A 24,189-nucleotide genomic window follows, 5' to 3' on the forward strand; every position below is an offset into this window, starting at 1 on the left:
ACTATTATGTTTAAAAAATATTTAATATAACAAAGTTATGTATTAATTATTTGAAAAACAAAATCACCTTTTTCACTTGAAAATTCAAATAAAATATTTGTAATTTTTTTGTTTTGTTTGTTTTCAATAATTATTTTATTATTTTCAAATAAAAAATAAATTAATTTATCAATAAAAACTTTTTCGAATTCAGAAATCAAACCTCTTGCTCCATATTCTGGTTTAAAATTTTGTCTAACTCTAAAAATTAAATTCTTAATTGTTTCTGAATCTTCATTATGTTTAAACATAATATTTTTATCTTTAAAAAGATTACTTTTTAGCTTCTCAAGTCTATTTAAAATAATTTCTTTAATAATTTCATTATCAATAATGAAATTAAAAGGAACTATATTTTTTTCACCGATTCTATTCAAAATTTCAGGTCGCCCTAAGGTTTCGTTAAAATATTTATCAATCTGTTTTTTAAATGTTTGTCTAACAATTAAATTATCTTGTTCTGTTTGTTTTGGTAAATTCAATGTTTCTTTCACACCTATATTTGAAGTAAAAATTATAAATGTTTCAGAAAAATCAATCAATTCACCTTGTGATGATGTAAGTCTACCATCTTCCAAAATTTGTAAAAATTTATCTAAAATTTTATTATGTGCTTTTTCTATTTCATCAAATAATAAAACTGAAAAAGGTTTTTGCTTTACTGCATTTGTAAGTTGGCCACCTGATTCATGCCCAACATAACCTGGTGGTGATCCAATTAATTTTTCATCACTATGTTCATGATTATATTCACTCATATCAAATCTAATTAAACTATTTTCATCACCAAAAACAAACTCAGCAAATGCTTTTGATAATTCAGTTTTTCCTGTACCTGTAGGGCCTGTGAAAAATAATATTCCTTTAGGTTTTTTCTTATTATCATGTGAATTTGATAAATCTGATAATCCTACATATGAACGAATCAAGGATTTTTCTACTTGTTGTATAGCAAAATCTTGACCTTTTACTCTTTTTTTCATTTCTTCTTTAAATGATTTCAACTTATCTTCATCTATTTTTTCTCATTCAGATTCTTTTTTGTCAAAAAATATACTTCTATATAATTCTTTAAAATCATTGTAAGTATTATTTTCACTCAAAACTTTAGTCATTTGAATAATTTCACGAAATGATAAACCATTTGTCAATGCAATTGCATCATTAAATTCTTTAGTTTCACTTTTTATTTTAGTGATTAAATAATTATTAAAAGAAGTTAAATTAGATTCAATAAAATTTTTTCTTTCTTCTGAATCTGGAAAATGAATTGTATGAAAATTTAATTCAATATTATTTTTAATTAGTAAATTATTTATATCATCTTTATTTTTGCAAATTAATATTAATTTAAATTGATTATCTACATATTTTTGTATATTAAAATCATTAATATGTACAAAAGTTGAAATTAAATTAGCAATTAAAGTTGAATTAACTTCTTTTAATAATAAATCACTTAAATCTAAAATATATGCTATTTGTTTCTGTGGTAAATCTGAAAATTTTAAATTATTGACATTATTAATTAATTCATTAATGTAATTTTCAATAGGGGGAGATGTTTGAATATTATCTTCTTCAAATTCATCATCTTTGTTGTTTGGAGTATAACCCTGATTTTTATCATTATTAAAGGAAAGTTGTTGGTGTAAATCTAAAGTTAATTCTTTTGGTTTTTGTCCTGGAACAAAATATTCTATTCTTGAAAAATCTTTATTTTTTAAATTCAATGAAATATATTGACTTAAATTTAAAAATATTGATGATGGCAAATCATCTACTAAATTTTGAATTTCTTCATCTTTTAAATCAGATGGAAAAATAAAATCATTAACATTTCCAGAAATTATTATAATATTTTTGTGCTTAATTTTATTTTTTATTTGCTTTAAGGTTTGAAAATATGACATAAATTACCCCTTTGATTTTGCATTTAATTTTAAAGCCATTTTACGCTCAAAATTACTACTTATTCCAATTTCTCTAGTAATATTAAAATTTGTTATAACATAACCTAAATTTTGTAAATCATTTAATAATTTTTCAGTTGTTTTTTCACAGGCATGACCTATATAATTTCCTAGTTTATAAAAAATTTGCATATTACCTTTAATATTAATTTGAACTTCATTATTATTTTTATTAATTAAATAAAAAGTTTTTACTAAATGTTTCTTTTCTTTATCAAATTTTAATGTTGGTTCTTTTTTTTGTATAAAACCTTCAATTTTTTTTAAACTTGTTAAAACATTTTTAGATAAATCATTTATTTTATCAATCTCAATAATTTTAGAATCAACATATGCTGTTGCATCTGCCATTTCTTGTACTGTATTCAAATTTTTTATTTTATTTTTTAATTCAAATCTTAAATCAGCTGAATTAATATTAGAATTATCAATATAATCAAAAATTCTTTGTTTAAATTGGAATAATTTTTCTTCAGCTACGACATGATGTCTAATAATTTCTATTTCTTTTTCTAAATTATCTTTTGTTATATTTTGATTTTTGTTTTTTAAATTTTCAATTGCTTCTGTAGCTAAAAAACCATATTTCGCAACATATTCATATAAATTAACTTTTTCTCTCTCTGCCCCTCTATTTAAATAATCAATAATTGCTGTATTTCAAATTAAATGTGAAATTTCTTTAGATAAAGTATCAATTTCTTTAATTAATTGAAAACCTGCTGTTTGAGTGTATTTACCTATACTGTTATTAATTTTATTCTCTAAAATTGTACGTTTTTCAATTAATAGTTCTTTATATTCTTCATCAAAAATATTTTTTTCAACAACATTATTTATTTTATCAATTATATTTTGGCATGAAATAATGCTTTCATTTTGATTATCAATTGTAAAACTTGCTATATGACTCATATTATTTATTATTCTTTCTTTTATTATTAAATGCTTTTATTTGTTCCTTAAAATTAAAAAACATTTCTTTATATTTTTTGTATTCGTTAAAAGTATTTTTTTTAATTTTTGAATTATTTTTCGAATGTACAACATCATTTCTTCAATTTTTTAATTTCTTAGAAATGTTTTTCATTGTATCATCTCAATCTGAATTTTTTATTTGGTCTTGAATTGTATCTTTTTCTTCTTTTTTGTATTTTTGTAATTCTTCTTCAATATATCTATTTATATCTGTTGCTAATATTTTTATATGATTTTCTAACTCTTTTTTTTCTTTAATAATTAAAACATCTATTTTTTCAATCATGTTTTTAAATTCTGTTAAATCAAAACAATAATTTTTCTCAAAAGGTGAAATTACATGTTCGAGATAAGCTCTAATTTCTTTAAATTCTTGAACTTTATCTATATCATTAAATCTTTGTGTTTTCATTTGTTGTATTTTTTCTTCAAATTCTTTATGTTTTGTTACAAATTCGGAATTCATTTTTCATTTATCGAAAAAATCATTTTCTTTGTTTAATTTAAAATTATAAATACTACAAATTTTTGAATAATTATCATTGTTTAAAAAGTTGAAATTTTTAGCTTTATTTTTTAAAATATTTTTATTTTCTGAATCAAATTTAAACACATTGAAAACATGTTTACTTAAAATATCAAAATTTAGAAACAATTCAATATTTTCATTTATTAAAAAAGAATAAATTTCCTCTTTTTTGTTTTTGTCTAAAATAATTGTTAATATTGCATCAACTTTTTTATATTCTGTTTCTCAAATTTTATTTTTTAAAAAATTATTTTTTATATATTCAAGTATTTGTTGTCCTAATTTTGATTCTGAAATTTTTTTATATTTTTCAATAAAATTGTCACTTAAATAAAATTCCTTATTTTTATTGAAAATATTTTGTAATATTTCTGTGTTAGAATTAATATTTTTCACACCTAAAATATCACTTATAACAAAATTATGTTGATTACTTTCTTTATCTATTATAAAAAAATTAATAGGTTTTGCTTTTCCTAGTTGGAATATACTATCATTTATAAATGAAAAAGATAAAAAATTATCGCTAAAATTAAATATTGAATTAAAAAATTTATTGTTTTGAAGTAATAATTTTAAATCATAATCATTAATAAAATAAGGCTCAAAATTATCATTATCATCATTAAAATTTAATTTTTCAAAATGTAAAATATTTTCATCGGAATTGTATTTTAATTGTAATTGGATTATCTCTTTAAAATCATTTATAGCATCATTTTGTTTAAAAAAATCAAAATATTCATAAAATTCTTTAGAATCACTTTTAATTTCTAAAGAATTTTCATGAAATTTTAAAAGTATTTCAATTTCTTTTTCTTTTATTAATAATTCTTGTTTTAAATTTTTTACAAAAGATATTTCTTCAATATCTTTATTTATTTTTAACATTTTTTTTAAATTCTCATTATTTATAGATTCTGAGTCTTTTATTTTGTTAGGATTGGTTTTAAATTTTTCAAAAATAATATTAAAATGTTTTTCAATATAAAAAATTTTTTGTGTAGTTAAATCAGAATTTTTATTTTTTAATATTGCTTCTTTTTCATTAAAAAATTGATAATCAGAATCAAGTATCAAATCTTTAATACTAAAAATTGTTTTAGAAATTTCAGAATTGTCAAAATATAAAAAATTTTTTTCTTTAAAACTATCGATTATTTTTTTATTAACACTTATACTACCTTTTAACAAATCATCGTCAAGCTTTTCATTTTCTGATATTATTAAATTTTCAGAATTAATTAATTTTTGTATTCTTATTTTAATAAAATCTCAATAGTCATTATTTAAATTCAAAGCTTTAATGATGCTATCTTTAATTTTTAAATCTAATGGAAAGTCATCTACATTAATAAAATAATTTAGAATAACAAAATCTAATTTTTCAATTATTTTTCATCTTCTTTTTTTACAACTTAATTGATTTTTAACATATGGAATAGGGAAAATAATACTTCTTTTATTATTCATCTCAATCACCTGCATCTTCAATATTTTCACTTTTTATATATGTATCTACTATTTTTTTAAGTAAAGTATCATTTAGCATATTATTTTGTTCAGAAAATTCTTTATAATAATCAAAATTACCTATCAAAAATATGAAATCTTTTGCTCTTGAATTAGCAACATTTATTCTTTCATCTTCACTTAAAAAGCTAATATTTCTTTTAAAAGGATCTTTTTTATCAATTATATTATTTTCAAATTTGTTTTTAGATCTAACAAAATCTACTATAATTACTTCTTTTTCCCTACCTTGAAAGTTGTCTATTGTATCAATTTTAATTTTTAAATCTTTTAATTTTTTATTTTTTTCAATTCTTTCTTTAACAATATATGTTTGATTACGAGTTAAACAAATGATCCCAATTTTATTTTTAAAACTATAATTATAAGAGTTGGATTTTAAAAATTTGTTTAAAGTTTTTTCAATGACTCATGCATGATATTCATTAAAAGCACCATTATTTTTTAATTCGTTTATTTCTGCAAAAATTACTGTTTTTTGTTGATCAAAAACATCAAATTTATTATCTAAATTTTGAATATTTTTACTATTTAATAATTTAAAGTATGAGTCTGAAAATTTACTAGTGTTAACTAAAACAATAGAACTATTATATACTTTATTTCCTTCAAATTTATATATTTCTTTTTTGCCATCGGGCGGCATTCTTAACTCTTCATCATCATTATAAAATAAATTAACAAGCCCCATAATATCTTCATTAAATCTATGTTGTTCCGCTAAATATTGATAAGTTTTATTTCCTATTTCTCAATGTTTTTTCATTTCTTCTACTTTAATTTTAAAAAATGATGTTTTATATAAGTTTTCTACCTTATTTCTATAATCTTTTAATTTTTGTTGATTTATAAAATCTAGATTTTCACAAACTTCATTTTCACAATTTTCTATTATTTCTTTTTTATCATATTTTTCTAATTTAAAGAATAATTCTTTTAAATTATTTTCATTAAGATCACTAGTAGGAGGTAATTGTTTATAATCACCAGAAAAAACTACTTTTTTTGCTAAAATAATTCTTGATAATATCTCTGGAGTTGAAGATTTTGAAATTTCATCAATAATAGTTGTGTGTATTGGGTAATCAACGTATAAATCTCTTGACTCTAACTTCCCTTTAGCAAAAATTTCAATATTAGTCTTTGATGTTGTTGTTATTCCTATAACATTTATAAGATTATTTTGAAAAATATAATTAACAAACTGATCATTTAATTCATTATCATTTTCATTATTTAAAGTATCTATTTTTTTTATATATTCATCAAAATAAAGGTTGTTTTTATTTTTGAAAATTGCTGAAAGTTCATCTATTGTTTCAATATTTATATTTTTTAATTGTTTATTTATTAAAATAATTTTTTTCTCTATTTTAGAATTAATTGATTGTCAAACATAAGAAAAATAATTACTATTAACTTTTTTTAAATCATCTAATTCTTTATCATCTATAATATTAGTTTTTTTCAAAGTATTTATATAAATATCTTTTTTATCTTTAAAATCATCATATGTTTTTATTTCATTTAAAAAAAAATAATTTTTAAAATCTTCATATTTTATTTTATTGTTTAAAAATATATTGTTTACTTTGCCTATTTTATTATCTTTTTCTAAAAAATAAAAATTAAAAACTTTATTAACAAAATTATCATATAAATTATCTAAATTAAAATTTTGAGATTTTTTATGATTTGTGTTCAAGGAAGAAAATTTATATAAAACCATTGTAGGTTCCAATTGATTTTTTTCATTAAGTCTATCTAAAAAATTTTCAATTGCTTCATGTGTTGAAGAAGTAATTAAAACATTTTCTCTGTTTGATAAAACATATTCTGCAATAGAACAAATAGTTTGAGTTTTTCCTGTTCCAGGTGGCCCTTGTAAATAAAATGTGTCTTGACTTAAAACAAATTTTTTTAATGATTCTTCCTGTAAAGGATTTAATAAATATTTATTTTTTATTTTATATATTAAATCACTATTTTCTATATTATTTTTTGAACTCAATTCTTGAAAATTAAATATTGAATCAACTAAATAAGGATTTCTATATTTTCCTAGTTTAACATTGTTAAATGCCCCTTCATAACGTCTTATTTTTGCTATCAACCCTCTTTTATCAGTATCTAAATAAGGCAAAGTATTTAACACACTTTTATCTCAAATTACATTTTGTGGTAAATTAAAAGGAATTGATGGTTTGTAATTATTATTTTTTTCATTTTTGGTATTTTCCTTAATATGAATATTTATTTGAATTCCTGTATAAATTTGTTTAAATTCACACTCATTTATAAAATCCTTCACTTTTTGTCAATAACTAATATCTTCTTGAATTTTTTTTAATTTATTTTCTAGTTCTTTTTGTTGATTTTCTAAATGAAAAATTCGATTTTCTAATTTTTTTACTTCATTTTTTTTAGTATCTAAATATTTTTCTAATATTATTGATTCATTTTTTAAAATTTGTAATTTATTTTTTAATTCTTTTTCCAATTTTTGAACTTTTGAATTATATTCATTTTTCGTATTTTTTAATTCTAGTAATTGATTGTTGATATCAATATTTTTATTTTGATCATCTTTTTCATATGAATTCAATGTCTTTTCCAACATAGTTATTTCATTATTTAATTTATTATTAATTTCTCTTTTTTCTCTACTTATTTCGATTTTATCTTTTTCTTGTTTTTCTTTTTCTGAATTTAAAAAATTAAATTCTTTTTCTTTTAATTCTAAATTGTTTTTTTGTTTATTAAAGTCATTATTTATTTTAAATAATTCATTTTTAAGAGAATCGAATTGTTTTTCTATTTCACTTATTTCATCGTTTCTTGCTTTTATTTCTTCATTTTCAATTTTTTCTTGAATTTTTTTATTTGTAAAAATTTTATAGTCGGAATTTATTAAGACCTCAACTTTATCTTCAAAATCTTTTGCAGAAAAAAGAAAAAGGTTTTTGATTTTTTCAATTTCACCTTTTGTTCTTTCAATATAAGAAAAAATTCAATAATCATGTTGTTTACTGTCTTGTTCTAATAAGTTTAACAAATTAAGATTTTTACTATTTTTATCAACAAGAAACACAAAATTTGATATCTCATTTTGGTTTCCTTTATCAAAATGCAAATTGACATTGCCTATAAATTCTTCTCATTCTTTTATTTTTAGTTTATTACTAAAATTTTCATCTTTTCAATTTATTAATTTTTTTATTTTGTTAAAAGTTTCAATAAAAAAGAGAGAATGATGTTGTTCTACTTGTTTATCTTCTCAATCAAATTTCACATTTTGAATAATATTAGGTTTTTTACTTTTATTAACATTTATAAATTCAATTCTAGATATTTGAAAAAAATAATCTATCTCTTCGTTTTCATCATTGCTGTTTATATGTAAATCAAAAAATATAGCTGCACCATTGGTTTTTCAATTTTCAATTTTTTTTTCATTTGAAAAACCAACTAAAACTCACCCAGTGTGTATACTATTGGCATTTTTGTCATTTTTATAATTTTCTAAATACTTTCGTAAAAAATTTTTAAAATCTATAGAACGAAAATCTAAATTTAAAATGTCAAAGTTATCTAATTTTTCAAAATCATTTAAAAAACTCAAAAGATTCAATGTATCGTTTTTATTTAAATAAATATTTTTAAAAATTTGTGTTTTGTTTATTAAATTAATTAATGAAAATTGTGAATTATTTTTTAAATCATAAAGTCCAATAGCTCTTTTTTCTATAGGTTTTAAAATAAATTTTGCGTTTCAAAAATTTGGTTTTAATTTAAAAAGAAGTTCTTTTTCTTTTGTGTGCGCTGTATTTTGTTCATTTATTAAATCATTTTCTTTTGATATATACATAATATTAACCTTTTTAAAATAAAAATATTTTTTGTTTTAAATTTTACTATATAAATTAAAATATTTATAATAAATGAAATAATATTGCAAAAAATTAATAAAAAGACAAAAATAATCCTTTTTAACAAATTTAACTTTTTAAAATTATATTTAAAATACTATAACAATACAAAACATAACAAATAATTTTTTAATATATCAAAAGAAATATTTTTTTTCAAAAAAAAATAAGATAATTTAAAAATGTCATCAATAAAAATGGAACAAAAAAAATATATCAATCAAATAGATAAACAATTTGCAACATATCAAAAATTAGGTTTATTTAAAGAAAAACAACATTTTATTTTAAATTTTTGAGCTCCTTTAGCAATAAAGGTTCAGCTAATTATTTATAACAAAATAGAAGCTGATAAAATAATTAAAAAAATGTTTTTTAAAAGAAAAAATAAAATTTGACAGATAAAAATACCTTTTGAATTTAAAGATCATTTTTATCATATAAAAATTTATAATTTAAATGATAAAAATAAAATAGTTTTAGATCCTTATGCAAAATCATTATCAACATTTGATTGAAATGGTGAAACAAATAATATTCCAAAAGCAGCAATCTTTGATTGAGAAAAACTGTTTTTAAATAAAACAAAAAATAAACTAAAAATTAACACTAACGAAAATTTAATAATCTATGAATTAAACATTAGGGACTTTAGTTCATTAATGAACAATAAAAATTGTGGCACAAGAAAAGGAACATTTAAATGTGCACAAAATTTAAATGTTTTTAAATATTTAAAAAAGTTAAATGTTAATTATTTACAATTATTACCCATTCATGCAATATATACATTAAACGATAAAAATTTAAATATTCTAAATAAAAATGAAGGAAATAAATTTATAACAAACTACAATTGAGGATATGACCCTATGAATTATTTTTCACTAGCTGGTTGATATTTTACAGATCCTAGTGATGTTTCAAATAGAATAAAAGAGTTTAAAGAATTTGTAGATGAAGCACACAAAAATAATATTGGCGTTATCATGGATGTTGTTTTTAACCATTTAATGACTAACAAAATATTAGAAGATATTTTACCAAATTATTATTTTAGAAATAATTCAAAAATTGTACCAGTGAGTGAACCAGCGCTCAACACTGAAGCTAAAATGGTGAGAAAACTAATTTTCGATTCTTTAATATATTTTGCTAAATATTTTAATATTGATGGTTTTAGATTTGACTTATCTACTTTTATTGACAAAACAACTCTTGATTTAATATGCAAAAAATTAAAAAAAATAAACCCAAATATTGTGCTACATGGCGAAGCATGACAATTTAGTGACTTAGATTATAAAAATAGCTATACCAAAGGAATAACAGTAAATAATTATAATTTTGCATATTTTAATGACACAATAAGAAATGCTATTAAAGGTAATGATTCATTAGAACTTGCATCTAATGATTATGGACTTATTCAAGGTAATTTAAATTACTTAAATGATTATTTAGTTTCTATTGTTGGAAATACAAAAAAAGTTAAAACTAATTTAAAATTTAAAAATAAAAAAATTAGTTATGAAGTTTTTGCTAAAGATCCAAACATGTCACTACAATATAGTGCATGTCATGATGGTTTTACCTTGTGAGATAAATTAGTTACAACTACTGATTTACCTTTTAGAGAAACTTTAAAACTTTATAGACAAGCATTAATTATGCAATTCAGTGTTCAAGGTAAACAGTTAATTTTAGCTGGAACAGAACTTTGCCAAACTAAGCCGACAGATTTTAGTGGTCAAGATTCTGAAAAATCACTAAAAATAATAAATAGTCAAAATTCTATTTTTGATTTTGAAAATTTATGAGTTAATTCTAATAGTTATAAAACAACTGATTATACAAATGGAATAAAATGAAATAATTTAAACAATCTTTTTATCAAAAAATTTGTTTTTAGTTTTACATCTAAGCTTTTAAAAGCTTACAAAAATTCTATTTTTTTTAATTTAAATATTAAAAATAAAAAAATTATTTTTCATACAATTAAAAAAGATTTTATTTATTATGAAATACAGGTTACAAAAGATTCACTATTTGTAATGCATAATTTTAGTCAAAACAAAAAAATACTAAAAAATATTAAATTTAACAAAATTTTATTTAACTCAGATTTTGATAATATTATTCAAAATGAATTTGTTATAAGTGCAAAAAGTTCAATAATTTTTAAATAAAAACCCACTTTTTCAAGTGAGTTTTTGTTTAAAAATTTTATTAGTAAACTAATCCATCCATAAAGCTTGCTGAGCTAATTACTAAATCGATAGTAGCAAATAAAACTGCAACAAATGGTGAACTTCAAGAAGTGGCTGCAGCAGATGCTGATAAAATAGTTCCAACTGATTTTACTGCTCTATATACTGCAATCATTTTAGGAATTACAATCATAGATCTTGAAACAGCTTTTATTGCTGCTGCACCTTGTCCACTCAATTGAGAAAATGAAATCTTTTTAATTTGATCTCAATCTTTCATGTTAACTAAAGTGCTGTATTGTTTTCTTACAAGCCCACCTTGAATGTATAATGTTGTTGCTTGAATAGCTGAACCTATAGCACTTCATGTAGTTGAACCTGCAGTAAAGAATGCAGCTACCCCATAACCAACAGCCATAGCAGAAGCAAGACCCGCGAAAATAAATGCTCTCTCACTAATTGTTCAAAGTTCATTTGCAAAATCTTCAATAGTTTTTTCGCTTGCTTTAATTCCCTCTATAGTTTTATCAGTTCATATTTGATAAGGAGTATATTTTATAAATTGTTTAACTGTGTAATAAACATCTCTAAATGAAACTTCAGATTTACTAATGTAGTCCATCAATCCTTTTTCATCAGCTTTTAAAATCAAGTCATTGATGGCATCTTTATGCTCTAAAACAAAATTTTCCATAACTGATATAAATGTTTTAGATGCTACTCTAAAGACAGGCACTAAACTTTCTGCTTCTAAAATAACCGCTTTACTTTTAATATCATCAACAAATCTAAATTTATCTAAAATTTCAGTAGCTACTTTTTTAACATCCAATTCTTTATTTTTAATTTCAAAAATTAAATTTTCTGCGCTTTGTTCACGAAGAATTACATTTAGAATGTGTTTTTGATTATTAATTCTATCTAAATGTTCTTTGATGATCATTGAAGATCTATTTTCTAAAATAATATGTTTAGCAAAACTATAATCTATGTATGCATCTTTAAGAATTGTCAATTTCGCATCATTAAATAAATGGATTGCAGTTAAGTTTGTAGATGTGTTGAATCCAATGTTACCATTAAATTCAAAGTCATTATAAGCAGAAATTAAACTATCTTTTTTAGTATCATTGTTCATTATTTTCCCACCTAGAATCTTTAAAATTCCATAAGATTCAATCAAGGAACCGATATCTTCAGCTAAATTATTAGCAATTAAACCATCTCTAAAAATAAAAGTCCCGCTTTGGTAATTGTTGACAATTGCAGCTTTTCTAGCATGGTTATTAAGGAACTGAGAACCATTAATTTCAATTTTTCCATTATTTCTAAAAACTGAAAAATCAGAATTAGTTGATTTTGCATTTAAGAAACTCACACCTTTTCCAGCATAGAATTCACCACCTGAGTTTACTGAAATTAAAGCTGCACTAGCAAGATCAATACTTAACCCATTAAAAGTAATACTTTGATTTTTTGGATTATCAAGTTCTACAGTTAGTGCTCCACCCTTTGAAATTTCAAACATGTCATAGGACATAGCATCATATTTTCTAGTAATATTAATTTTTTTATGACTAGAAAATTTAATTTTTTTTCTAATTGTAATTTTTTTCTCTAACTCAACATTATCATTTAAATAAATTGTGTCATTATTCTGTGCAGCTTCAATTGCCTTTTCTAAAGTTGCAAATTTTTGAACATTATTATCTTTAATGATAAAAATACCATTATTAATATTTTCATTTAAAATTGTAGTTCTATTTGTGTTGTTGTCATTATTTCAAAATGCAGAATAATCAAAAAAATCAAAATTTTTTGTTTCATTTAAAATATTTTCAACTTTTGGAGCTTTTCCTCCAGGTTTATAAAGAACATTTAAAAGTTCATTATCAACTAAAAAACTAGTGATTTGCTTTTTGAATAAAAAATCTGATGTTATATAACCTTTATCATATTTTTCTCGTTGATTAATAATATGTTTTTGAAGCATATTTCTAATTTTAGATATATCATATCACTTTAAAACTTCTGGATAAGGATTTGCTAATTTTCGACCAATTAAGCCATTTGGGTGCCCTTGATGATATGAAATAGATATATTTGGTTTACCACCTTTTAAAACCTCAGAATAAGCAATTTCAAAAACATGTTCAATATCAGCACCATGTAAATAGTAAAGTAACTCATTAAATTTATTATTAGCATTTCTGTCTGATTCATATCAATCATGAGTGTCAATTTTTCAATTTCTAGGTTTTAATTGAAGAATTTTAGAAAAAATTAATTTTGATGTTGCACCAAAACCATCAAATCAACTTCCAATATAATTTTCCACCCATTCTTCTTGGTCAACTACTTTATTTTCTTTCATTGCTGCAGTAAAATCTTTATTTAATTTTTCTCTAAAATCTTTAAATAAATTTAAATCAGGTCAAATTTTATATGTATTGTCATATTGATTTCCTAAAACAGCAATTTGCCCATCATCATAAAAATTTTTAAAAACAAAATAATCAAATATTCTTTCTTTTCAAAAATGGAAATCATTCAAAAGAACTAAATTTTTTGGTTTTAAATTTCCATTATTTATTATATCAACAAGAATTCTAATTTTACCTTGTTCACCTCATTTTTCATTCATTGTGTTTAAATTATCTAAAATTTTAATAGTTGCATCATCTCTTAGAACTATTGCATCTATGTCTTTGCTAGGTACTAAATATGCATTTTTTTCCAAGAAAAGCATAGAATTGTCTCTCATTTCAAAAAGTTGTTTATTGTAACCTAAATTTTTTCTAAAAATTCCATCACTTAAATAAATTTGAGAATCATTTTTAGAAATTATCAAGGAAGTTGTAAAACTTTTATTAAAATCAATAAGACCACCACTTATTTTTAATATTCCTTCATTTTCAAATATTCCTGCTTCCCCCATAGTAGCGTTATTAAAAATAATACCACTTTTGAGCTCGAAAGTAGAATGGTCATAATTTTTAATAATTGTAGGACCACTAGAAACATTATGCTCAATATTTGAACCGTCAATAATGATTTCACCTTTATTTTCAAAAACAGCAGGACCACCATTTAATGTTTTGGCATTATAAAAATTAATTCCTTTTTTAGCAACTAACTTAGCATTTCTTTCAACAGAAATTAAAGGCGCTCTACCTTTTAGATTAACACCCAAACCATTTAAAGAAATAGCTTCTTTTTCTGGATCATTAACTTCAAAAGTTAATGTTGCTGAACCTTTTACTGTAAACATAGAAATTGCTTCATCTTCAATATTTCTAACAATGTGTACTTTGTCTTTTGAAGAAATTGTAACATTTTTATTTATTAAAATTGATTGATGAATTTTTACATTTTGATTTAAATAAATTGTTTCATTAGATTGTGCAAAATCTATTATTTGCTGAAAATCTTGAAAACCTACAACACCAAAACTTCTTTCAACATAAAAATTAGGTTTGGTCTTATCAAATCTTGAATTATCATCAAAATTGCCTTTTTTTCCACTTAAATTAAAAGTTGGTAACCATTCATAAGATCCTGGAAAATTATCAGTTGTTGTATCACTTGTTGTTACTGAACTTAAATTCATTGTGTTTCTAAAATTCGTAGAATGTTTGATATCATTAGAATTATTTCATGTTTTATTCTCAACTTTTGTTGAATTGGTTGCATAAGCAAGTCCCACAACACTAGTTGCTGCTGTTAATAAAATTGCAGAATTTATCAAAACATTTTTTTTATTTTTTTTCATTTTATTTTTTCCTCCTTTATTGCTTTTTTGTGTTTCAACAACATTATAAACTAAATTTAAACAAAGTTGAAAATAAAAAAAATACTCTTATTTTTAATAATAAAAAAATCATCTATAATTAAGGTTTTTAAGAAAAAAAAATTTTTTTGTTTTTTCTAGAATTTCAAAAAAATCAATCTAAAAACACTGTGCTAAATTCATTCGCGCAGTGTTTTAAAACTTTAAAAGCATATTTTTATATATTATTTAACAAATTATAAATAACATACTATTTGATTTTTATTTTACTTTTGTATGAATATGTGTAGAAACTTATTTTTTTTATTTTTTAAACAAAATTTTTTGTCTTTTTTTATAAAAAAACCATAATTTTTTAAAGCAATTAATGATAATATAGCTGCTATAAATCAAATAAAAAATAAAACTCATCCATATTTATAATTTGGCCCTAATAATTGAATTTGCTTTCTAGAATTATTAATTTTTATTATTTTTTTTTGATTTTGAGGTTGAAAAGACAATAAAATAGCTGCTAAAATTATGCATAAAATAATTATAAAAAGTAATATTTTTAAATAAATGTTTCCGCTATTTTTTTTATAGTGAAAATTATATATTCAATAAAGAGAAATTGCAATAATACTTATTCAAAGTATAGAAAATAAAATTGAAAAAATAATAAATATGTTTTTTTGAGCATAATTTTGTGTTAATTTAATATTTTCAATGTTTCAAAAAGTTGATTCTCTTTGTAAATAATCATAAAATGTTTGATAAAATAAGTAGAAAAAAATAGGGCTTAAAATAGTAGATATTAAAAAATAAATAATTCCTATTTTTCTTCATAAATAAATTTTAAAAAAATTCATTAATTAATTCTCTCTTCAGTTTTTGCATCAAAAATGTGAATTCTTGAGTTATCAAAACTAATATAAATATTTGTATATAATTCAAAATCTTTGTTATTCAAAACAGTTGCAACTATTTCAATTGAATCATTAATTTTTACTACAATTGATAATTCTTTTCCTAATGATTCTATGTTATAAATAACACCTTTGATAGAATTTTCTACTTTTTGTTTATTTAAAATAACATCTTCTGATCGATAAGCAATAATAATTTTTTGATTTTCAATAATTTTTAAATTAGGGCTTATAGATTGGCTTCAATCAAAATCTTCTGCAAAAAAACTATTATTTTTAAAATGTCCATTAATTAAATTAATTGTTGGCATACCAATAAACTTAGCAACAAAAACATTCTTAGGTTTAAAATATAATTCTTTACTTGTTCCATTTTGTTGAATTTTTCCATCATTCATTACGACAATTTGATCACCCATTGTCATTGCTTCTAATTGATCATGTGTTACATAAATTGATGTTGTATTAAGCATTCTATGAATTTGGACAATTTCACGACGCATTGATTCACGTAATTTCGCATCTAAATTACTTAATGGTTCATCCATTAAAAAAATAGATGGTTTTCTAACAATCGCCCTTCCAATAGCTACCCTTTGTCTTTGCCCACCTGACAAATCTTTTGGTTTGTTATACAAATGATTTTCAATTTTTAAAATTTTTGCAACATCTTTTACTCTTCTATCAATAATATCTTTCCTTTCTTTAAACATTTTAAGGCCAAAACTCATATTATCATAAACATTCATATGAGGATATAATGCATAAGACTGGAAAACCATAGCAATATTTCGTTCAGAAGGTGAAAGATTATTGATTCTTTTGTTATCAAACAGCAAATCTCCTTGTGTTATTGAATTAAGACCTGCAATCATTCTTAAAAGTGTAGTTTTACCACAACCACTAGGACCTAGAAAAATACAAAATTTTCCTGGTTCAATAGTTAAATTTATATCTTTTAATGTTCATTTATCGTTATTTTCATATTTTTTTGATAAATTTATTAATTCTATTTTACTACCTTGACTAGTGGTTTGGATTTCTCCGATTTGATTTATAAATTTTTCTAATTCTGAATCAATATTTTTAATATCATCAATATTTTTATTCATATTTATTATCCTTTCACAGCTCCATCACTTAAATTACCAACAATATGTTTTTGTGATATAAAAAATAAAATAAATGGTGGGATAGCTGCTAATAAAGCTCCAGCTGAATATGCACCAACATTTACATGCTTTGGTTCAGCGTTTATAAATGTATCTAATCCAACAGCTAGTGTTGTGTAATGCCTTTCAACAATTGTAAATTTAGGTAAAATCACATCACCAAAAGGAATTAAAAATGTTCAAAGCGCAATAATTGAAAGCATTGGTTTTGAAATTGGGAGTAATATTTTTGTAAATAATTTTCAATTTCCACAGCCATCAATTTTTGCTGAATCATCTAACTCCCTTGAAATTGAATCTAAATAATTTTTAAAAATAAAAGTATTTCCAGCAATAGCTCCACCAGAATAAATAAAAACTAACATAATTCTAGAATCAAGTTTTAACTCTTTACCTAAAGTAACTATTATATAAAGTGAAATTAATGATGCTGTTGCTGGTATCATTTGCAAAAGCATAATAATAGATAAAGAATGTTTAGAACCCTTAAATTTAAAGCGAGAATATGCATAACCATTTAATGCTACAAAAATTACAGTTAAAAACATTGTTGCAAATGAAATTAATAATGTATTTAAATACCAATTTAAATACAAACTTCTAGGATTTGTAAATAAATAACTAAAATTATCTAGACCAAACTGAAAAGTTTTAGGTGACAAAGAAATATAACGGGGGTTAAAAATATTAAAAGATGCAATAATCATTGTCACAACAGGGAAAATAATAACCATTACTCAGATAATTAAAATAAAATAATTAAAAAATAAGTAAATAATTTCAGTTGCATTTAAAGGTTTCGCATCTAAAAGATGAATTTTTGTTTTGTTATTTTTAAACTTTTCAACATTTATTTTTTTAGTATTAATTAAACTTTTGTATTTTTTCATTAGTTATTCCCTTTTTTAATATTTTTAGCAAAACCATAAGCAGCAAAACCAACAGAAATAGATGATGAAAGTATTACTAAAGCAGAAGCAAAAGCTGTATTTCCATCAATTTGCACTGTTCCTTGGGTTAATTTAAAAATTCATGAAATCATAATATCAGTTCCAGCTTCTAAAAATACAGTTGGTTGACTATAAGCTGGACCACCACCTGAAAATAAACTAATAATTGTAAAATTATTAAACATAAAAATAAATTGACCAATTAAAAGTGGCATTAATGAGTTTAATAAAATAGGTAATGTAATTTGACTGAATTGACGCTTTTTATTAGCTCCATCAATTGAAGCAGCTTCATAGACATCTTTTGAAATAGATTGTAAATTACCTGTGATCAAAAGAAAAATATATGAATGACCTAGCCAAGTTTGAATAACTATTAATAAAAACCTTGTAGTGTGAATATTTGAAAAATAATTAATCCCATTTTTAATAATGCCTAAATTAATTAAAATATTGTTTACTAATGAATCATTATCAGCTTGGAAAATTGACTTTAAGAAAATAATTGTAACAAAGGCTGGAATAGCTCACGGAATAATATAAATCAAACGGAAAAACTTTTTAAATTTAATATGTTGGTTGTTTACCAATAAAGCAAAAATAACTCCTACTATAATGACTAAAAAACCTGCACTAAATGTTCAAATAAAAGTTCATGTCATTACTCTGAATAAAGATAAAACTAAACCATTATTTCTAAAAATTCATCATTTCCCATATTGACTAAAACCTACTCAATCAACTGTTTTGCCAGGAGGCTCATGTTGAAAACCAGTATTAGATAAAGAAAGTAAAAATGATGTTAATAAAGGTGTAATAACAATAAATGCAATTAAAAATCACCCGGGAATCGATATCATTCAAGGAAAACCTTGATTTGAAATTCATTTTTTAGTTTGTTCCCAATTCAAAGGTCTTAATCCTTGTGATAAAAATTTTCCATTTCTTCAAGCAGAGACAGCAGATGAAATATTATATGCTAATGTTATTGTTAATAAAATAATCGAGGCAATTCCACCAAACATTCAATATCTAGCATCTGGGACAATTCCTTTTGCTGCATTATGAATTCTAGAACCTAAATCAATCAAACCTTGAACTCCACCAATTTTACTTCATGTTAAACCAAAAGCAAAAGGTACAAAAACAAAGTAAAATAGCGATGTGAATAAAAGCATAATAAAACCTTTTAAATACTGTTTGAAAATAAGTATTTCAGCACTCCCTGGTAATATTAAATTAAGTAACATAGCTTTTCAATTACTATATTTATTAGCTTCTATTGGGATAGATTTTTGAGCTTCTAAAATTTGTGATTTATATAATTTAGTAAAAATTTTCTTTTTATATAGTAATTTTGAAAAATTAGTTTTTAATATTAATTTATTTTTAAATTCTGAATTTTGTAATTTTAATTCATTAATTTCATCATTTACGAAATTTTTTATTTTTTGTAAATTTGTTTTATAAGCTTTTTTAGTTATTTCTTTATTTTTTAACATTTTTTTTAGATTTATTTGCTCATTTTTAAAATTATTTTTTAAATCATTATTTTTATTATTAAGTAATATGGCATTTTTTTTGTTTTTATCTTTATCAGTTAGATACAAACTATAAATTGCATTTTTATATTCCAAATTTGATTTTAATAATTCTTGACTAAAATCTTTAACATAGTTAAAAGCAGCATTGGATTTAGCTTCTAAAAATTCACTTTCATATGAACTATCTTTTAAAATTTTTGATTTTTCTTGATAATATAAAGCTTTGACATATAAAATCTTATTTTGTTTTCTTCAATAATTTTTAATTAAGCTAAAATTGTTTTTTAAAAGTTTTGTTAAAACAATTTTATTTAAACTTTTATCTTCTAAATAATATTTTTTACTTTTATTTATTTCATTATGAAATTCATTTAGAATTTTTGAATTATTTAAATTATCTTTTAATTTACTATAAATATTTTTTATTTTTTCAGAATCTAAATTGTAAAAATTATTGATTAAAATAGTTTTTTTATATTTCATTTCAAATAAATGAAGTTTTTTAATTAGTTGTAAATTGTTTTTGTATTTATTTTTAATTTTTAAAATATCATTTTTTTGTTTTAAATAAAAATTTTTTAATTTTGTTTCTTTTAATTTTTGCAATTCTAAAAGTTTTTGTTTGTTTGAAAGTAATTTTTTATTCGCTTGATTTTTTTTCTGTTTTATTAAATTGGTTTGTTCAAAATATTCTTTATTATATGAATACTCTATATTTTTAATTTTATTTTCAAAACTTATTTTAATTTCTTTTTTATTTTGTAAAAATTTCTTTTTGGATTCTTTTTTTATTATTTTAATATCTTTTAATTTAAGTTGTTTCTTTTTTTGTAAATCATTAAGTTTTAAAACTAATTTAGAGTAAAAAAATATAATTTTTTCTTTGTTATTGTCTTTATTTAAAATTGTTTTTTCATAATCATTTAGTTTTAATCTATCTAATATTGAAATATCATTTATTTCTAAATTTTTTGTTGACAAATAATATTTTTTAGAAATATTTAAAAAAGCTAATTTTTTAAACTCTTTTTGTTCAATTTCTTGAGCATCCAAAATTAAACCTTTAATAATTTTTTCTTTTGTATGAATATCATCAGATGTATTTTTTAAAAGTTCAAAATAATTTTGAACATAACGCTTTGATTCTTTAAGTTTTAAGTTTATTTTTTTTATTTCAAATTTAATTAAATTTTTTAAATTATTACTAATATTTAATTCTTTGATACTTTGTTTTTGTATATTTAAATCATTACTATAAGCAATCTTTAAAGTTTTTAAAGTGGTATTTTTTTTGTTTTCTAAAGCATTCTTAGCTTTTAAAAATAATTGTTTATTATTTTTTTTATTATTATAAATTTTTATTTTTTCTCTATTATAAACATTATTTATTTGTTGTTTATAGTAATAAAAATCTAATTTTTGGTCATTTATTTTTTTATCAAATCTATGACCATATCAATTTCAAAAATAAATTTTTTCCACATTTCCACCTAAAGTTTGTACTTTATAACCTTATTAAGCATTTTTAATTGATAAATTTTAAAAACAAAGTAAATAAATGTTAATACTATAATAGCCAAAATTAAATTCATAACAATTATTAAAACTAAACGAAAAGTATTATCATAAAAATCTTTATTTATTAAATTAGAAGTAAAAATAGCTGCAAACAAAATCAATCAAAGTATTGCAAAAAAATAACCAAATCCTTTATTTTTAACAAAAATTAAATTAAATAAATAAAAAATTATTACTAAATAGTTAAAAACAAAAACAAAAATTTTAATAGTTAAAAATTTTCTAATTTTTTCATCAAAAGTTGATGGTGTTAAACCATCATATTGTTTTGTTCCAAAAACAACAATATCTAAAATTCAAAAAGATAAGAAAATAACATAAATAGAGAGTAAAATTATTTTAAAATAAAATATTTTTCTCTCTATTAAAAATTTATTATTCATTTTTTATAACTAATCTGAAATAAAATCTTCAGAATTTGAACTATTTAGTGCGGATACTTTATCAGAATATAATTTATCAAATTTATCAGCAAATGCTTTTTTTAGTTCATCTAAAGTCTTAATTGTTGTTTTCATTTGTTGATATGAAGCTGCATTACCTAATATTTGATTATTTCATAAGTCTCAATATGCGCCACCAAATTGTGGGTTTGCATTATCAAGTCTTGAATCTTGATATTGAATAATACCATAACCATTTTCTTTTAAAGTTTTATCTGATGTTAAAACAGAAATAATTTTCTGTGCAATATTTGCTGAACGATATGTGTTCACTAATGTTATAACTTCTGTAATAGTTTTGTCAGTATCTTTAGTTTTATCTTTTTGTTTAAACTTAATGGTTTCTCATTCTTTAAAGTAAGATTCTTTTGCTTTTTCTCAAATTGCTTGATTATAATAATTTGCTAAATAGTGACTTGTTGCTTTTTCGATTTCATCATCTGCAACTGTGTCTTTTGCATATTTATTAGAAAATTCTTTTGCTTTAGTTTTGATTTTGTCAAGAATTTTAGAAAAGTCAGTTTTTTTAAGTTCTTCAATGAATTCTAAAACTTCATTTTTATTATCACCGTTTACACCAAAAATATATTTTTCAATTTTTCTAATATGAGCTGAAGTTGTTTTATCATCAACAAGTAATTGTTTGTCAAAAGCAACATCATCTTTAATTAAGGTTTTAGCAACCTGTCAACTTTCACCTGCATCACCTTCGCCTTTTAATTTTGTAATATCATCTATTTTTAAAAGTGCTGCAATTGCATTTCTAAGACCTGTTGTTTTTTTTCACTCAAGATTTAAAATTGAATTAAATGTTTCATCTTTAATACCTATATTGTTAAAAATTTCTTTATTAGATTCTTTAATTCCAAATTTATCTTTTGCATTTATTAAATTTTCGTCAGCTAGTGGAGTTTTGCTCTGAGTTTGTTCTCATGAACCATATGAATAAATAGTTTTATCTAAAAATTTATTTATTCCACTAAATAGATTGTCATATTCATTTAAAAATTCACGTCAATCTGTGTAATTTGCTGATTTTGCAAAAACATCTAAATCACTATTTTTTGTTGAATTATCTTGATCAATTTTCTTTTTCATTTCATTTTGAATTGAAGTGAAAAGTGGAATTTTGGTATCAGATTCAAAGTATTTTAAATATGAATCAGTTTTAAAAATAATTTTTAACAAATCATAAAGCGCAGTTGTTCTTTCTTGACTTACACCATTATTTCTTGCATTAATAGTTCATGATCATGATCCTGATGCTTGTTTGTATTCATGGTTATTTTTCAGTTTAGGGAAATTTAGATATGTATTAATCCCTTGTTTACTTGTTGCCCCTATATCTCATGATCCAACCATTGCATATTCAAGCTTCCCTGATGAAATTAATTCAACTATTTTATTTTGAACTGCAGACATATCACTTTGTAATAATGTTTGTAAATCAGACTGTGTTATACCTTTTTCTGCAAATGGATTTTTTTTATATTCTTCTTCTGTTAAAACAAAACCAGCATTATAAATTGGATAAATTAATTCAGCCGCAATATCAATAATTTGTTTAAATTTTTCATAATGTTTATCATTTTTTATAAAACCTGATGATCATTGACCATCTTCTTTTTTATAAATAATTTTTTTGATTTCATCAGAAGATAAAACACCACCTAAAATACCATTACCATATCAACCATCTTGTATTCGAAAGAAAGCTTTTCCATTTTCTACAAGTTCAACCATTTCATCTGTTTTTTCATTACTAAAATCTTTTTTTACTTCTTCTAATGGTTTTTTTGTCATTAAAACAATAGCTTCTTTGTTGTGTGCAAAATTATAAAAATGTGCTTCATCTTCAGTTATTTTTTTAAATGAACCAAATGAATTTATAAAACTTTTTTCTTCTTCAGTTGCATTAGATGAAGATAAAATTTCTTCTTTGATATTAGAGTCTCATTTTTTTATTGCTTTATTTTGTAGAAGATTTGTAATTCTATCTTGTGGCGCATAAATTAAATCTGGACTATTTTGATCATTAAAACCTGTTGTAATTACATGGTCTAAAGCGCTAAACACATCTTTTTCAACATATTGAATTCTAAAACCTTTTTTATATGAATCAGTTTTTTTAAATTCTTCTTCAACTTGATTTCAAAATTTTTCTTGAACACCCTCTTTAGCAACAACAATAGTTTTACTATCAGCGAATTCATTTGTTTTTTGTTGGTTTGCACAGGCTGAAGCAAAACCTATAAATGGAATAGTAAAAAGAGAAAACAATACTGTTTTTTTTATTTTTTTATTCATTTTTTACTCCTAAAAACTAGTAATAAATTATTTGATTAAATTTCAAACAAAAAAAACTAATAAATAGGTTAATAAAAGATAGCACAAAAGATAAACCAATAATTATTTCAAAAATAACAAGAATTTTCATTGTTTGAGTTTTTGAAAAAATTTTAATTATTCTAATAGTTAAAAATATGTTAAAAAATCAAACAATTATCAACAAAGAAAGAGCAAGTCGAAAAATAATATTTTTTAGAAAAAGTTCTAAATTTAAATTTTTTGTATTTTTGTTAAAAAATAAAAAAAAGGAAAATAAAATTAATG

General features: G+C 21.5%; 11 protein-coding genes. 1 reads left to right on the forward strand and 10 read right to left on the reverse strand.

Translation table 4 applies throughout. From position 1 onward, the window contains the following. Positions 1 to 35: 35 nt before the first annotated feature. Genes EXC65_RS04590 through EXC65_RS01830 form a run of 4 tightly spaced genes read right to left on the reverse strand, consistent with a single transcriptional unit; the run spans position 36 to position 8,920 of the window. The gene (locus tag EXC65_RS04590; protein ID WP_232018829.1) at positions 36 to 1,952 is read right to left on the reverse strand and encodes an AAA family ATPase; all 1,917 of its coding nucleotides are present in this window, start codon (positions 1,950 to 1,952) and stop codon (positions 36 to 38) included. 3 nt (positions 1,953 to 1,955) lie between these two features. Further along, the gene (locus EXC65_RS01820; protein WP_129719792.1) at positions 1,956 to 2,927 is read right to left on the reverse strand and encodes a hypothetical protein; all 972 of its coding nucleotides are present in this window, start codon (positions 2,925 to 2,927) and stop codon (positions 1,956 to 1,958) included. Between the two features lies 1 nt (position 2,928). Next, positions 2,929 to 4,992, reverse strand: a complete 2,064-nt coding sequence (locus tag EXC65_RS01825) for an RNA polymerase beta'' subunit family protein (RefSeq protein WP_129719793.1) — start codon at positions 4,990 to 4,992, stop codon at positions 2,929 to 2,931. Beyond that, entirely contained in the window at positions 4,985 to 8,920 is a 3,936-nt protein-coding gene (locus EXC65_RS01830; RefSeq protein WP_129719794.1) for an AAA domain-containing protein, read from the reverse strand. The genes EXC65_RS01825 and EXC65_RS01830 overlap by 8 nt, the downstream gene beginning before the upstream one ends. A gap of 243 nt (positions 8,921 to 9,163) precedes the next feature. Between EXC65_RS01830 and EXC65_RS01835 the strand changes: the two genes are divergently transcribed. Continuing rightward, positions 9,164 to 11,170, forward strand: coding sequence for an alpha-amylase family glycosyl hydrolase (locus EXC65_RS01835; protein ID WP_129719795.1), 2,007 nt, complete (start codon positions 9,164 to 9,166; stop codon positions 11,168 to 11,170). Between the two features lie 40 nt (positions 11,171 to 11,210). On the opposite strand, the gene EXC65_RS01840 is transcribed toward EXC65_RS01835, so the two are convergent. The 6 genes from EXC65_RS01840 to EXC65_RS01865 all read right to left on the reverse strand — a co-directional run bounded on the left by EXC65_RS01840 (position 11,211) and on the right by EXC65_RS01865 (position 23,883). Further along, entirely contained in the window at positions 11,211 to 14,963 is a 3,753-nt protein-coding gene (locus tag EXC65_RS01840) for a hypothetical protein (protein WP_129719796.1), read from the reverse strand. A gap of 868 nt (positions 14,964 to 15,831) precedes the next feature. Next, positions 15,832 to 17,001, reverse strand: coding sequence for an ABC transporter ATP-binding protein (locus tag EXC65_RS01845; protein ID WP_129719797.1), 1,170 nt, complete (start codon positions 16,999 to 17,001; stop codon positions 15,832 to 15,834). Between the two features lie 5 nt (positions 17,002 to 17,006). Then, positions 17,007 to 17,951 (reverse strand): sugar ABC transporter permease, encoded by a 945-nt coding sequence (locus EXC65_RS01850; RefSeq protein WP_129719798.1) that lies wholly within the window; start codon positions 17,949 to 17,951, stop codon positions 17,007 to 17,009. Next, positions 17,951 to 21,037: a carbohydrate ABC transporter permease gene (locus EXC65_RS01855; RefSeq protein WP_129719799.1), complete on the reverse strand. Its 3,087-nt coding sequence runs from the start codon at positions 21,035 to 21,037 to the stop codon at positions 17,951 to 17,953. The genes EXC65_RS01850 and EXC65_RS01855 overlap by 1 nt, the downstream gene beginning before the upstream one ends. 8 nt (positions 21,038 to 21,045) lie before the next feature. Continuing rightward, positions 21,046 to 21,516, reverse strand: a complete 471-nt coding sequence (locus EXC65_RS01860) for a hypothetical protein (protein WP_129719800.1) — start codon at positions 21,514 to 21,516, stop codon at positions 21,046 to 21,048. Positions 21,517 to 21,525: 9 nt separating this feature from the next. Beyond that, positions 21,526 to 23,883 (reverse strand): type 2 periplasmic-binding domain-containing protein, encoded by a 2,358-nt coding sequence (locus tag EXC65_RS01865; protein WP_129719801.1) that lies wholly within the window; start codon positions 23,881 to 23,883, stop codon positions 21,526 to 21,528. Positions 23,884 to 24,189: the final 306 nt, after the last annotated feature.

The organism is Mesomycoplasma neurolyticum, assembly GCF_900660485.1.
Classification (GTDB): Bacteria; Bacillota_I; Bacilli_A; order Mycoplasmatales; family Metamycoplasmataceae; genus Mesomycoplasma_A; species Mesomycoplasma_A neurolyticum.